Source organism: Pseudomonas sp. B19(2017), from assembly GCF_002113165.1.
GTDB lineage: Bacteria > Pseudomonadota > Gammaproteobacteria > Pseudomonadales > Pseudomonadaceae > Aquipseudomonas.
This window is the reverse complement of the sequence record NZ_NEJR01000002.1, coordinates 178,109-191,733: the sequence shown is the minus strand read 5'-3', so window position 1 is coordinate 191,733 and position 13,625 is coordinate 178,109. Positions and strand designations below refer to the sequence as shown.

General features: G+C 64.2%; 13 protein-coding genes. 6 read left to right on the top strand and 7 right to left on the bottom strand.

The window, feature by feature from the left end; all coding sequences use genetic code 11:
* Positions 1-29: 29 nt before the first annotated feature.
* Positions 30-476, bottom strand: coding sequence for a PAS domain S-box protein (locus tag CAF70_RS03910; RefSeq protein WP_085622312.1), 447 nt, complete (start codon positions 474-476; stop codon positions 30-32).
* A gap of 154 nt (positions 477-630) precedes the next feature.
* Here CAF70_RS03910 and CAF70_RS03905 point away from each other — a divergent pair, with 154 nt between their 5' ends.
* The 4 genes from CAF70_RS03905 to CAF70_RS03890 all read left to right on the top strand — a co-directional run bounded on the left by CAF70_RS03905 (position 631) and on the right by CAF70_RS03890 (position 6,213).
* Entirely contained in the window at positions 631-1,518 is an 888-nt protein-coding gene (locus CAF70_RS03905; protein ID WP_085622314.1) for a MerR family transcriptional regulator, read from the top strand.
* 207 nt (positions 1,519-1,725) lie between these two features.
* A complete protein-coding gene (locus CAF70_RS03900) occupies positions 1,726-2,910 on the top strand; it encodes a porin (protein ID WP_085622316.1) in 1,185 nt (394 codons plus the stop codon).
* Positions 2,911-3,182: 272 nt separating this feature from the next.
* Positions 3,183-4,346, top strand: coding sequence for a nitric oxide-sensing protein NosP (gene nosP, locus CAF70_RS03895; RefSeq protein WP_085622318.1), 1,164 nt, complete (start codon positions 3,183-3,185; stop codon positions 4,344-4,346).
* Positions 4,315-6,213: a NahK/ErcS family hybrid sensor histidine kinase/response regulator gene (locus CAF70_RS03890; protein ID WP_085622320.1), complete on the top strand. Its 1,899-nt coding sequence runs from the start codon at positions 4,315-4,317 to the stop codon at positions 6,211-6,213. The genes nosP and CAF70_RS03890 overlap by 32 nt, the downstream gene beginning before the upstream one ends.
* A gap of 106 nt (positions 6,214-6,319) precedes the next feature.
* Here the strand turns inward: CAF70_RS03890 and CAF70_RS03885 are convergent, their stop codons facing one another.
* The 6 genes from CAF70_RS03885 to CAF70_RS03860 form a co-directional block, all read right to left on the bottom strand.
* Positions 6,320-6,985 carry a response regulator transcription factor gene (locus CAF70_RS03885; RefSeq protein WP_085622322.1) on the bottom strand — a complete coding sequence of 222 codons (666 nt, stop codon included), beginning with the start codon at positions 6,983-6,985 and terminating at the stop codon, positions 6,320-6,322.
* Between the two features lie 58 nt (positions 6,986-7,043).
* The gene (locus tag CAF70_RS03880; protein WP_085622324.1) at positions 7,044-7,604 is read right to left on the bottom strand and encodes a PQQ-dependent catabolism-associated CXXCW motif protein; all 561 of its coding nucleotides are present in this window, start codon (positions 7,602-7,604) and stop codon (positions 7,044-7,046) included.
* Positions 7,605-7,743: 139 nt separating this feature from the next.
* A complete protein-coding gene (locus tag CAF70_RS03875) occupies positions 7,744-8,535 on the bottom strand; it encodes an ABC transporter permease (protein ID WP_085622326.1) in 792 nt (263 codons plus the stop codon).
* Positions 8,532-9,272, bottom strand: coding sequence for an ABC transporter ATP-binding protein (locus tag CAF70_RS03870; RefSeq protein WP_085622328.1), 741 nt, complete (start codon positions 9,270-9,272; stop codon positions 8,532-8,534). The genes CAF70_RS03875 and CAF70_RS03870 overlap by 4 nt, the downstream gene beginning before the upstream one ends.
* Positions 9,269-10,258, bottom strand: a complete 990-nt coding sequence (locus CAF70_RS03865) for a YVTN family beta-propeller repeat protein (RefSeq protein WP_085622330.1) — start codon at positions 10,256-10,258, stop codon at positions 9,269-9,271. The genes CAF70_RS03870 and CAF70_RS03865 overlap by 4 nt, the downstream gene beginning before the upstream one ends.
* A gap of 31 nt (positions 10,259-10,289) precedes the next feature.
* Positions 10,290-11,483 (bottom strand): ABC transporter substrate-binding protein, encoded by a 1,194-nt coding sequence (locus CAF70_RS03860; RefSeq protein WP_085622332.1) that lies wholly within the window; start codon positions 11,481-11,483, stop codon positions 10,290-10,292.
* 154 nt (positions 11,484-11,637) lie between these two features.
* Here CAF70_RS03860 and CAF70_RS03855 point away from each other — a divergent pair, with 154 nt between their 5' ends.
* Together CAF70_RS03855 and CAF70_RS03850 are read left to right on the top strand one after the other, a co-directional pair.
* Positions 11,638-12,912 (top strand): histidine kinase, encoded by a 1,275-nt coding sequence (locus CAF70_RS03855; protein WP_085622334.1) that lies wholly within the window; start codon positions 11,638-11,640, stop codon positions 12,910-12,912.
* A complete protein-coding gene (locus CAF70_RS03850) occupies positions 12,912-13,550 on the top strand; it encodes a response regulator transcription factor (RefSeq protein WP_085622336.1) in 639 nt (212 codons plus the stop codon). Before CAF70_RS03855 ends, CAF70_RS03850 begins: the two co-directional genes overlap by 1 nt.
* The last annotated feature ends 75 nt before the right edge of the window (positions 13,551-13,625 follow it).

Genomic DNA, 13,625 nt, shown 5'->3' with positions numbered 1-13,625 from the left:
TACAAGTCAACGATCTTGTACAGGTTTGCTCAGCGCTCCGCCTGGCCCAGTTGCCGACGCAATTCAGCTACCTCGGCCTCTAGCTCGCGCAGCTTTTCCTCGGCGAAAACCTGCGCTGTGACGTCGCGCTGGATGCCTATGTAGTACGTCAACTGATCCGCCTCGTTGTGCACGGGCGTGATGGATAATTCGTTCCAGAACAGGCTCCCGTCCTTGCGGTAATTGCGAAGTACCTGGCAGCACGGGAGGCCTCCACGGATTGCCTCGCGGATGTTGGCGAGGGCCGCCTGGTCATGATCTTTACCCTGAAGAAAACGGCAGTCCTGATACAGGATTTCGTCGGCGCGATAGCCGGTCAGGCGTTCGAAGGCAGGGTTGACGTAGATAAGGATGCTGTCGTCGCCTTCTTGCTCTGCGACGACGATGCCATCGTTGGAATGCTCGACCATCAGTTGCAGGAGTTTCGCGTTGATCATGGGGCCCACCTACAGGCATTTCGTATACGAAGTGCGCAGCCTGGCCTGCGTGCAGAAGGCCTCGGCGCCGTTTGTTGCATGATGAACCAAGGAGGCTCGCCGCAGAAGGTGCATATGGGTTTAGAATGTGCCACCCCCCAGATAAACCCCCATCATGACTGACGCCACCCCAGCCGATTTGCTACCCATGCGCGATGTGGTCAGCCTGACCGGCATCAATCCGGTGACCTTGCGGGCCTGGGAGCGGCGCCATGGACTGATAAGCCCGCAGCGCACCGAGGGCGGCCATCGCCTGTACACGGCGCGGGATGTCCAGCGCATACGCGACATCTTGCACTGGACCGGCAATGGCGTGCCCATCAGCAAGGTAGGCGACATTCTCGCCGGTCAGCCAGATGCGCCGGTGCGCCAGCGCTCCGGCTTCGACGACTGGCGCGCCGCCGTGGAGCGCGCAACCAGGGCATTCGATACACAAGCGCTGGAAGCCATCCATGGGCAGTTGTTCACCATCCTGCCGAAGGCCACCGTGCTGTGTGAGGTGCTGATGCCGGTCTGGCATGGCCTGGCTTCAGGCCTTGAGCCAGGGCAGCGTAGTCAATGGCTGTTCCTTGACATGTTCTTGCGCGCCCGCCTGCTGCTGCGCCTGCAGATGAACCAGGCCGATGCGCCGCACGTGCTGCTGGTGGGCACCGAGGGGCAAGCCGAACTGCAGGTATTGTGCGCCGGGCTGTTGTTGAGCAACGAGCAGCAACGCGTCGAAGTACTCGGGTGCGGGCAGCCGCTGGAAGAAATCCCCATGCTGTGTGCGGCCATGCAGCCAGCAGCACTGGTGATCAAGGTCCAGGTGCCGGTGGACGCTGCCTTGGCCAGGCGCCTGCGATCGCTGCAAATGCAGATCGCTTGCCCGCTGGCCTTGATTGGCGAGGGGCTGGCCGATTCGCCAACAGCCTGGCAAGGCCTGCCGTTGTGTCTGCTGGACGAGCAACGCGCTGACGCCGCAAGCACGCTCAATGCGTTGCTCAAGGGTGCACTGGACCTCTGACCGGGGCCTGCGGTATTGATCCCTACCTGCTCCTGTGGGTTAGGCCAGAAGTCTTGCCTCTGGACGTAACCCGGTCCTGGGTCTGAATCATCGCGCCCTGCGCGCCGGCCCAAAGCGCCTGCCAAGCCCTTCCAAGGCAGTGTTTCTGGCTGTTTGCCAGCTTCTGATAATCGCCTCCGACATCCCGTCCCCGTTTCGGAGCGCGCCATGTACAACAATAAGAACCTGTCCTCACGTTTGCTGACGGCTGTTACCGTCAGCCTGTCGACCCTTTGCCTGAGCAGCCTCGCCCAGGCCGAGATCATGCTGTACGACAAGGACCAGACGACGTTTTCCACCGACGGCTACATCAACGCCTTCTACGTCAACAGCGATGTTGATCGGCAGGGCGAGCAGTTCGATCGCCGCCAGTCCCGGGTGAAGATGGGCTTTCTGCCCAACTACCTGGGCTTCAACATGGGCAAGCAGGTGGATGACCTGAAGCTCGGAGCGCGTGCCTCGTTCTGGGTGACCATCAACGACAGCGAAACCAACGGCACCGATACCGCCATCGACGTGCGCCAGTTCTACGGTACCGTGGCCAACCCAGAGTGGGGCGAGGTGCTGATCGGCAAGGACTTCGGGCTGTTCGCCCGTTCCAACATTCTGCTCGACGAGCTGCTGGCCGGTTATGGCCAGGTCAGTGACACCCTGGGGCTGGTGGATGGCGGCGGGGTGTCGTTCGGCAACATCGGTAGTGGCTACCCGTACCCGTTCCCCACCTCGCAGATCACCTACCGCACCCCAGTGATGGACGGCCTGCGGGTAGCGGTGGGCATCATGGACCCGGTAGACACCAACGACAGCAGCCCGACCGGCAAGGCCTACCAGGAGAACCCGCGTACCGAGAGCGAGATCACCTACCAGTTCGACCTGGGTGGGGCGCAGATCTACAGCTGGCTCAACGGCAGCTATCAGACCTCCGACAACACCGACCCGGCGGTGCAGTCGGTCACCTCCAAAGGTGTCGGCTACGGTGTGCAGGCGAAGATGGGTGGGCTGTCGCTGACCGGTTCGGGGTTCCAGGCCAAGGGCATCAACCCGTTCTTCACCAATAACGCTGGCGAACCGACCTTGCGCAATGTCGACAGCGATGGCTACCTGCTGCAGGGCTCCTACAAGGTCGGCAAGAACCGCGTGGCGCTGTCCTATGGCAAGACCAAGGACGATGGCAACGGCGCGGTGGGCAGTGGTGCGGATTACGAAACCCGCGGCGTGGCGCTGTTCCATGACGTCAACGACAACCTCAAGCTGGTTGCCGAGTACAACCAGTTCTCCATCGATGGGCATGAAACCAGTGACCAGAACGAAGACACCGATACCTTTGCGGTGGGGGCGGTGTTGACCTGGTAGTGACCTTGCCTCCAGCCACGGTGTGCGCATCGCACCGTGGTCGTGGGCTGCTGCGCAGCCCATCGCCGGCAAGCCAGCTCCCACAGGTACTGCACATGGCTTGAAGTCGATGCGGTCGAGGTGGGAACTGGCTTGCCGGCGATGGGCCGCAAGGCGGCCCCGGATGGTGGTTTTTACACCCATCGAACCGCCCACCCGCTACCCAAGTAGCATTCGTCCTCGATGATCGCCTTCGTACACTCATCACTCAGCCACCCGCGCCGGAGACCACGATGCAACAGGCTCACAACGACGGGGTGGTCAGCGCCATGTCCCAGGCCACCGACGCCCGGCAGGCAGCCCAGGAGCTGGCGGCGCAGTTGCTGCACCCGCACCTGGGCTTCGTGCTGTTCTTCTGCTCTGCCGAATACGACCTGCAGGCCCTGGGCGAGGCCCTGGAGCAGGGTTTTGGTGGTATCCGCCTGGTCGGCTGCACCAGCGCCGGCGAAATCACCCCGCAGGGCTATGGCCGTAATTGCATAACGGCAGTCGGGTTCGATCATCGGCACTTTTCCATCGCCACCGAGCTGATCGATGAAATGGAGCGCTTCAGCCTGATCGACGCCCAGCAGATGGTCGAGCGCCTGGTCGGCACCTGCCGCAGCAATACCCTGGCGCCGATCAAGGGCCACAGCTTTGCCCTGACCCTGCTCGATGGCTTGTCCAGCCGCGAGGAGATGGTGCTCGCCGCCCTAAGTGCGGCCCTGGGTGACATCCCGCATTTCGGCGGTTCGGCCGGCGATGACAACTACCTGACCCGCACCCACGTGTATTACGGCGGCGCGTTCCGCCACGGCGCGGCGGTGGTGGTGCTGGTCAATACCTGGCTCGACTTCGAAGTGTTTACCACCCACCACATCCTGCCGCGCCAGGAAAAGCTGGTGGTCACCAGCGCCGACAGTGCCCAGCGCCGGGTCATCGAGCTGAATGCCGAGCCTGCTGCCGAGGAATACGCCAGGCACATCGGCGTGCCGGTGGCCGAGCTCGATCATCGGGTCTTCGCCGCTCATCCACTGGCTGTGCGCATCCATGACCAGTATTACGTGCGGGCGATCCAGCAAGTGCACCCGGACCTGAGCCTGAGTTTCTACTGCGCGGTGGAAAACGGCATCGTGCTTACCGCCATGACTCCAGGCCCGCTGTTGCCCAACCTGCACCAGTTGTTCGACGGCTTGCAGCAGCGCCTCGGCCCGCTGCTGCTGACCATCGGCTGCGATTGCTTCCTGCGGCGGCTGGAGCTGGAAGCCCGGCACGGCCTGGAGCCGATCGGCGCGTTTCTGCGCGAGCAGCGGGTGATCGGTTTCAACACCTACGGAGAACAGTTCAATGGCATGCACATCAACCAGACCTTTACCGGGGTCGCCATTGCCCGCAACCGGCCTCCTGTCGGTCGCTGAACTGCAGGCTGAGGTCGCCCGGCTGCAGCACCATAACCACAAGCTGCAGCGTATCAACGGCGCGCTGATCGAGCGTATCGAGTCTGGCGTGACGCGGGGCAACGACCCTTATGCCGCGTTCCAGCATTCGGTGGTGCTGGCCGAGCAGGTGCGCGAGCGTACCGAAGCGCTGAACCAGGCGATGGCCGAGCTCAAGGCCGTCAACCACCTCCTCAGCGAGGCGCGGCAGCGGGCCGAGACCGCCCACCAGCACCAGATTCGCCTGATCACCGACCATGTGCCGGCGCTGATCGCCTACCTGAATGCCGACCTGGTCTACGAATTTACCAACAAGGTCTATGAAGAATGGTACTGCTGGCCCCGCGGCGTGATGCTGGGCCAGAGCCTGCGCGAGGCCCACAGCGAGCAGCATTACCAGCGCCTGGAGGCCTACGTGGCGCGGGCGCTGGCAGGGGAGAGCGTAACCTTCGAGTTCGCCGAAACCAATATCAAGGGCCAGGAACGTTACATGCTGCGCTCCTACGTGCCGAACCGCCTGGCCAACGGTGAAGTGGTGGGCATCTTCGTGTTGATCCGCGACATCACCGAACGGCGTAATACCGCACAGGCGTTGCACCAGGCCTATCAGCACCTGGAGCAGCGGGTACGCGAGCGCACCGCCGAGCTGACCAGCCTCAACGAGCAGTTGCTGCGCGAAATCGAGGAGCGCAGCCGGGTGGAATCGCGCCTGCGCGAGGCCAAGCGCGAGGCCGAGCAGGCCAACCTGTCGAAAACCAAGTTTCTTGCCGCCGTCAGCCATGACCTGCTGCAACCGCTGAATGCGGCGCGGCTGTTCACCAGTGCCTTGCTCGAGCACCGCGAGCCGCAGAACAGTGCTCACCTGGTGCGTAATGTGAGCAACTCCCTGGCGGATGTGGAGAACCTGCTAGGTACGCTGGTGGACATTTCCAAGCTTGATGCCGGTGTGATCAAGGCGGATGTCGCCCCGTTCGCCCTGCACGAACTGATGGACAACCTCGCTGCCGAATACGCCCAGGTGGCGCGCAGCGAAGGGCTGGAGCTGCATTTCGTGGGTTGCTCTGCCGTGGTGCGCAGTGACATCCAGCTGCTGGCGCGGATCCTGCGCAACCTGCTCACCAATGCCATTCGCTACACCCCCAGCGGCCGCGTGGTGCTGGGTTGTCGACGCCTGCGTGGCGGTCTGCGGATCGAAGTATGGGACAGCGGAATTGGTATTGCCGAGGAGCACCTGGAAGAAATGTTCCAGGAGTTCAGGCGCGGCGATGTGCAGCGCCCGGACCAGGACCGTGGGTTGGGCCTGGGCCTGGCGATCGTGGAAAAGATCGCAGGCATCCTCGGCCACCGGATTCGGGTGCGCTCGTGGCTTGGCAAAGGCTCGGTATTCGCGGTGGAGGTGCCGCTGAGTGCCACCGCGCCCAAGGCCCAGCCGAGCCAGGCGATCAGCGAGCCGATGCTCGAACGGCTGCGCGGGGCGCGGGTATGGGTGCTGGATAACGATGCGGCGATTTGCGCCGGCATGCGCACCCTGCTGGAGGGGTGGGGCTGCCAAGTAGTCACCGCGCTGTCGGAGGAGGACCTGGCGCGCCAGGTGGACAACTACCATGCCGAGGCCGACCTGCTGATCGCCGACTACCACCTGGACAACGACTGCAATGGTGTCGATGCCGTGGCGCGGATCAATGCCCGCCGCGCCCAGCCCTTGCCGGCGATGATGATCACCGCCAACTACAGCAACGAGCTCAAGCAACAGATCCGCGAGCTGGGCCACACCTTGATGCACAAGCCAGTGCGGCCGATGAGGCTGAAGGCGGCGATGAGCCATTTGCTGGGCAGCAGTGTGTCATAGCCGCCGGCCTCTTCGCGGGCTTGCCCGCTCCCACAGGATTCCCGCAGGTTTCAGTGTTGCGCAATACCTGTGGGAGCGGGCAAGCCCGCGAAGAGGCCGGAACAGGTCAACGCCGCAGGTAATCAGCGAAATCGATATCACCGGCACTGAGAATGGCCTGCACCCGGTTGTGCACGTTGAGTTTGCGCAGGATCGCCGAAACGTGGGCCTTCACTGTGGTCTCGGCGATATCCAGGGTGTAGGCGATCTGTTTGTTCGATTCGCCTTTGGTCATGCGTTCGAGCACCAGCAGCTGCTTGCGGGTCAGGGCCTGGAGCATCTCTGGCGGGAAGCTCGGGGCATCGTTCAGGCGCCGGCTGCTGCTGCTTTTCTGGGCGCGGATGATGTCGGGCGGCAGGTAGACATTGCCGTTGAGGATCTGCTCGATCGCTTCGATCATCTGCGAGCGTGGCGAGGACTTGGTGATGAAACCCACCGCGCCATAAGTGATGGCCTGTAGCACGATCTGCTTCTCCTGCTCGGCCGAGACGATCACTACCGGCGTGGTCGGTGCCTCGTTGCGCAGGGTGATCAGGCCATTGAGGCCATGCATGCCGGGCATGTTCAGGTCGAGCAGGATAAGGTCGAGGTCATCGTGCTCGTGGGTCAGCGCCAGGGCGCTGTCCAGGTCGGCAGTTTCGATGATTTCGCTGCCCTGGAAGCCATCGCTGATAACGTTGTGGATGGCTTCGCGAAACAGGGGGTGATCGTCGGCAATCAGAATTTTGTACATGGCCTTTTCACCTCGTTTTTATTGGATGGAGCGGGGCACGCGTTCGCAGGCGATGAATTCAGGGGAAGGGTTCTGGCTGCGCCGGCTGCAGTGGCAGGTTGGCCTGCTGCCAGGCGTCCAGGCCGTCGCGGTACCAATACAGACTCTTATAGCCCAGGGCTTTGGCGCGTTTTACCGCGTTCCAGCTTAACCAGCAATCGGAGCGGCAGTAAAAGACCAGCGGTTGCTCCATGCGCCCGGCGGTGACTTGTTGCAGGTTGCGCACGAAGTAATCGTGCCACGCCGGGCTCAGCTCGCCGTCGCCGGTGTTGGCCAGCCAGCGGCTGCCGGGGATGTTGGCGTGGGGCTCATCTTCGATGAAGCGGCCTTGCAGCCACTGGCGGCGGTAAACGTCGATCAGCACCGGCTTGGGGGTGTGCCCCAGCAGGCCTTGCAGCCTGGTGGTGTCGATGACCTGGCCGCCGTCGACCTGCTGTGGGGTCGGGCTGCGGTAGAGGGTGGTGCGATAGCCCTCGGCGGAGAACAGCGGCGTGGTGTCGGCCTGGGCGAAGCCCAGCGACAGGCTCAGGGAAAGCGCCGCCAGCAAGGGGCGTGGCAGCCGGGGCAGGGCACGTGGCATGGGGTTTATCCTTTTTGTTATAGGCCCATTACATGCCAGTGGCGGTGCATTGTGAATGCGACGATCAGACAGCAAAGGCAGTACTAAAGTATTAGAAAACCGGGCGCGCAACCCTGTGGGACAATTGGATTGCGGCCAGTCAGCGCGGCTTGCGCAGCGCCGCATGCTGGGGGTTGAAGGTAAGGATCGCCAGCAGGCTGAACAGCACGGTCAGCACCAGGCATACCACCAGCGCCAGTGGGTTGAAGCGTTCATACAAGGCAAAGCGCACCAGTTCCACGGCATGGGTGAACGGGTTGACCGCGCACAGCCAATACAGCCACTGGCTGGCTTCGCGCATTTTCCACAACGGGTATAGCGCCGAGGACAGGAAGAACAGAGGGAAAATCACGAAATTCATCACCCCGGCAAAGTTCTCCAGCTGGCGAATCGCGTTCGACAGCAACAGCCCCAGGGCGCTGAGCATCAGCGCCACCAGCAACAACGCCGGCAGCGCCAGCAACAAGCCTGCGGCCGGTGGCTGCACGCCATACAGCCAGGCGATGGCGAGGAACGCGTACACCTGCAGCAGGGAAATCAACGAGGTTGCCAGCAGCTTGCTGCCGAGCAGGAAGGGCCGCGGCAACGGGCTGGTCAGCAGCACGCGCATGCTGCCCATTTCCCGGTCATACACCATCGACAGCGAGCCCTGCATGCCGTTGAACAGCAGGATCATGCAGGCCAAGCCCGGGATGATGTACACCTCGTAGGGGATGTAGGTGTCGTAGGGTTCGATGATCGCGATACCCAAGGCCGCGCGAAAGCCGGCGGCGAACACCAGCAGCCACAGCAACGGGCGCACCAGGGCGCTGAGAAAGCGTGTGCGCTGCAGGACGAAACGTAGGCATTCGCGCAGGAGAATGCCATTGAAGCACTGCCAGTAAGCGTTCATCGGGCGTTGGCTCCTGAGGGGGCGCTGGTCAGGCGGGCAAAGGCATGGTCGAGGTCGCCGCCATGCTCCAGGCTAAGGGCATCGGCCGTGCCGCTGGCCACCAGGCGCCCTTGATGCAGGATCAGCAAGTCATCGTTGGGCTGCACTTCGTCAAGCAGATGCGTGGTCCACAGCACACTCAGGCGCTGCTCGCGGCACAGCAGCCGCAGGTGCTGGTTGAGCGCCAGGCGGCTGGCCGGGTCAAGGCCGACGCTGGCCTCGTCGAGCAACAGCAAGCGCGGCTCGTGCAGCAGCGCGCGGGCAATCTCCACCCGGCGCCGATGGCCGATGTTCAGCGCCCGGACCGGCTCACGTCGGCGTTCATCGAGGCCCTGGCGGGCCAGCTCGGCATCGACCCGAATACTGCCCTGGCGCCGCGACAGGCCATGCAGCGAGGCGTGGTAGCGCAGGTTCTGCTCCACGCTCAGGTCCAGGTCCAGGGTGCTTTGCTGGAACACCACGCCCAGCTGGTGCAAGGCCGCACTCGCTGCGTTGCGCAGCGAGCAGCCGCACACGCGGATGTCGCCGTGCTGCAGGTCGTACAGCCGGGTAAGCAGGGCGATCAAGGTCGACTTGCCGGCACCGTTGGGGCCCAGCAAGGCGGCGAAGCGCCCCGGCACCAGGCTGAAGCTGACCTGCCTGAGCGCCTCGCGCTGGCCGTAGGCAAAGCTCACGTCACTGACTTCGAGGGTATTCATGGCGTCACCACCACGCCCCAGGGGTAGCGGCCAACCTTCACCGACTTGAGCACCTTGAGGTTTTTGGCATCGATCACCGAAACGTCGCCGCTGACCCCGTTGGTGGCCAGCAACTGGCTCTGGTCCGGGGTGAACGCCAGTTGCCAGACGCGCCGGCCCACCAGCAGGTAGTCGAGTACTTCATAAGTCCTGGCATCGACCACAGCCACATGGTTGGCCGGGCCCAGGGCGACGAACGCGTACTTGCCATCGGCGCTGAGCTTGATGCCCACCGGCTGGACCTTGTCCGGGTGCACGCCCTTGATCTGGAAGTTCAGGGTTTTCAGTACCTGGCGGCTGGCGACATCGAGGATGGTTACCGTGCCGCCGATTTCCGCCGAAGCCCACAGCCGCGAACCGTCCTGGCTGAATTCGACGAAGCGCGGCCGCTGGTCCACCGGGGTGCTTTCGGCCAGGGTCTGGGTGCTGGTGTCGATCCAGTGCAGCATGTTGGTGGTTTCGCTGGTGTTCACCGCCCACTTGCCATCCGGGCTCACCGCCATGCCTTCGGGCTCGATGCCGACGTCGATCTGCCCGAGCACCTTGTCGGTCTGGGTATCGATCACCGTCACCAGCGCGTCGTCCTCGTTGGACACGTACAACCAGCGGTCGTTGGGGTGCAGGGCGAACTGCTCGGGGTCCTTGCCGGAGGGCAGTTCCTTGATGATCTTGCGGGTGGCCACGTCCATCACCTGAACCCGGTCCGAATCACTGGCGCAGATGTACAGCAGCCTGTTGTCGTGCGACAGCAGCAGGCCGCGCGGGCGCTGGCCCACCGGCAGGGTGCCGGTGACTTGCAGGGTCTGCATGTCGATCAGGCTGAGGCTGTTGTCCTTCTCGTTCGACACCCAGGCAGTCGCGGCCACGGCGTGCCCGCTGGCAAGGGCCAGGGCGCCCGACAGCAGGCTGGGGTAAAGCAGTGCCCGGTGAAATGGGGAGCGACGCATGGCGAAATCCTTTTTTGTTGTGGTTATCGGTTCAGGGGTAGGCGCAGGTCACTTCGGGCTTGTCGTAGCCCAGGCTATCCATTTCGTTGAACGGGTGCAGGAAGCCCTCCTGCGGCGACGTGCTGACCAGGGCCCGCGGCTGCACCAACGGGATCGGCTGGCGCAGCTCGCCGTTCCAGGGGCGGTAGCTGAGCTTGCGGCCCTTGAAACCGTCCAGCGGCAACTGCTCGCTGAGCAGCAGTTGCTGCAGGGCGCGGGGCTCGGCCTGGCGCAGTTTGCTCACCGCGCTGGCCATGCTGCGCACGGCCATCCATGCGGCGAAGTCGCGGTCGTTCATCCAGCGCCCGGCCTGGGCTTCGAAGCGCTTTTGCAATTGCGCCGCGCCGAAAGTTTCCACTGTCTTGTGCCAGCCGGTGGGGGTCAGGCCCTGAGTGCCGGCCACTGGGCGTGGGTACCAGGTCTGGTAGGGCAGGTACTCGCCGAAGTCGCCGCGCTCGTCGGCCACCAGCACCACGTCGTACTCGGCGGTTTGCGTGAACAGCGGCATATCGGCCTGGGCGCTGCGGCGCTGGTCGTTGTCGAATGTCCAGGCTTTCTCCGCCACCAGCTGCATGCCGAAGCGCTTCATGGCGCGGCGCAAGGCCGCCGCGTAGGCCCGGTCATCGTCGGTCTGGCCGACGATCAACAGCGCCCGTGGCCATTTGCGCAGCACAAGGAACTGCGCAAGGGCATCGGCCAGCATGGCGCGGCTGGGCAGGCTGTGCAGCACATTGCCCAGGCACTGGCTGCTGCGCAGGCTGTCGTCCGGGCTGCCGGCGTTGAACAGCAGGCTGTCGGGCAGGGCGGCAGACAGCGCACGCAGGCTGGCGGCTGGGGCATTTACCACGAACAGCCGCAGGCCCTGGTCATGCTGGGCCCTGGCGGCTTGCAGCAGGGCTTCGGGGCTATCGACGCTGGCGTTGGCCAGGTGGAACTCCTGCTTGAGAAAACGCCCGCTGCTGTTGCTGTCGACGATCGCCAGTTCAGCGCCCTGTAGCCCGGCATCGACGGGCTCAGGGATGATATTGGACAGCAGCGGGCCGGGATCGGGGCGATAGCCAAGGTAGCCGATGCGTACCTGCAAGGGGGCCGCGGCCTGGGCCTGTGCGGCGGGCGCCGGGCTCGCAGAAAGCGTCGCGGCCAGGGCCAGCAGGCAGGTCAGGGCAAGATGGGCAGGCTGGCGCATAAGGCAACTCCACGGCAGATGGCGCCAGCATAGGAAGCCCGTCGGGAGGGGGGAATATGCAGAAAGTAGCGCTCGGCCGGTACCAAGGTAGTAATTCACCACGCGGGCCCGGGTTTTACGATGGGCCGCAGCACCCTTGGAGGAGAACCACCCCATGCGCCTCGTCAACCTGTCGGCCCAGTGGCGGATCAACCTCGGGGTCACGTGTTGCTTCGCGATGGTGACGCTGGCCTGTGCCGCGGTACTGTTGCATCAGGCGGTGGCTGATGTGGAGAGGGAGTTGCAGTCGGCCGAGGCCGTGGTGGCGTACCTCGGCGACACCGCCGAGCGCGATCCGCAGCGCCTGCAACCACGGTTGACGCAACGCCTGCGCCATGTGCGAGTGCACTGGCTGGCGGCGGATGAAGCCGCGCGCCTGCCGCGGGAGGCCGGCCTGGATGCCTGGCTGGGCCGCCAACTGCTTGGCCAGCGCCACCACAGCAGCCGGCTGCTGGAACTGGGTGACGGCCGCCGGGTGCTGATAGCCGTGGATGCCCGGGATGAAATCGATGAAGTCCGCGACTCCCTGCAGCAGCTGGTGGTTTTGTGCGGCGTGGCGTTGTTGCTGAGCTTGTTGACCATCCGCTGGGCGGTGCGGCGGGGCATGGGCTTGCTGGACGATCTGCTGCAGGCTTTGCGCCAGGTCTCGGGCGGGCAATTGACCACGCGCCTGCGCGAGGCCGGCCTGCCGGAGGCGCGCCAGCTGGCCGGGCACTTCAACCACATGACCGCCTCCCTGGAGCAGGCCCGGGCCGACAATACCCAGCTGACCCAGGCCCTGCTGGCGGTGCAGGAGCAGGAACGCACCCACCTGGCGCAGACCCTGCACGACGACCTGGGGCAATACCTGGCGGGTATTCGCGCCCAGCTCTGCCTGCTGCGCATGGTGGCCGACCAGCCCACCCAGGTGGTGCAGACAACACGTACCCTGGAGCTCGATTGCGAACGCCTGCAGCAGGGTTTCCGCGCCTTGGTGCATGACCTGTATCCGCTGGCGTTGCAGCACATGCCGCTGGCCGAGGCCTTCGGCCTGCTGGTGAGCCAATGGCAGGCCAGCCAGGGTATCGATTGCCGCCTGCGGGTCGGTGAGCAACTGCCGGTGCTGCCTGGGGCGAGCCGTACGCATTTGTATCGCTTGCTGCAGGAGGCGTTGACCAACGTCGCCCGGCACGCCGGCGCCAGCCAGGTGCGGGTACGCCTGCAACGCAGCGCCAAGGGCTTGCGCCTGCTGGTTCGCGACAACGGTCGCGGCGCGAGCCAGCCCCAGCGCCCCGGAGTTGGCCTGCACTCGATGGCCGAGCGCGCCCGCAGCCTCGGTGGTGAGCTGCGCATCCTCAGCCGCCCGGGTGCCGGCTGGGCGCTGGCCCTGAACATTCCCATGGAGGTGTGATGAATATCGTGTTGGTCGATGACCACGCCGTGGTCCGCCAGGGCTATGCCAGCCTGCTGCGTGCGGTACTGCCGACAGTACAGGTGCGTGAGGCTGCCAGTGGCGAAGAGGCGCTGGCGCGGGTTCAGGAGCAAGTGCCCAACCTGGTGATCATGGATTTCGGCCTGCCAGGTATCAGTGGCCTGGAAACCACCCGGCGCCTGCGCCAGCGCTTGCCGCAATTACGGGTGCTGTTCTTCAGCATGCATGACGAACTGCCGTTGGTGCGCCAGGCGCTGGATGCCGGGGCCTCGGGATACCTGACCAAGAACTCGGCACCCGAAGTGCTGATCGAGGCGGTGCAGCGGGTGTTGGCGGGGCATGCCTATATCGAACAGCCCTTGGCCACCCAGCTGGCCTGCACCTCACAGCAGAATGCCAATGACCCGCGCCTGCAGCGCATGACCCAGCGTGAGCTGGAGATTTTCGTGATGCTGGCCAAGGGCACACCGGTGCGGGGGATTGCCGAGCAGCTGTGCATCAGCGCCAAGACCGTGTCCAACCACCTGACCTTGCTCAAGAGCAAGTTGCAGGTCAGTTCGCATGCCGAGTTGGTGCACCTGGGGATTGATCTGGGGGTGGTGCGGGTGGCGGGGTGAGGTTTCTTTGAAGGCCAACATATGACTGATGGATTTAGCAGTGACTCTGTGGGAGCGGGTTCACCCGCGAATGAG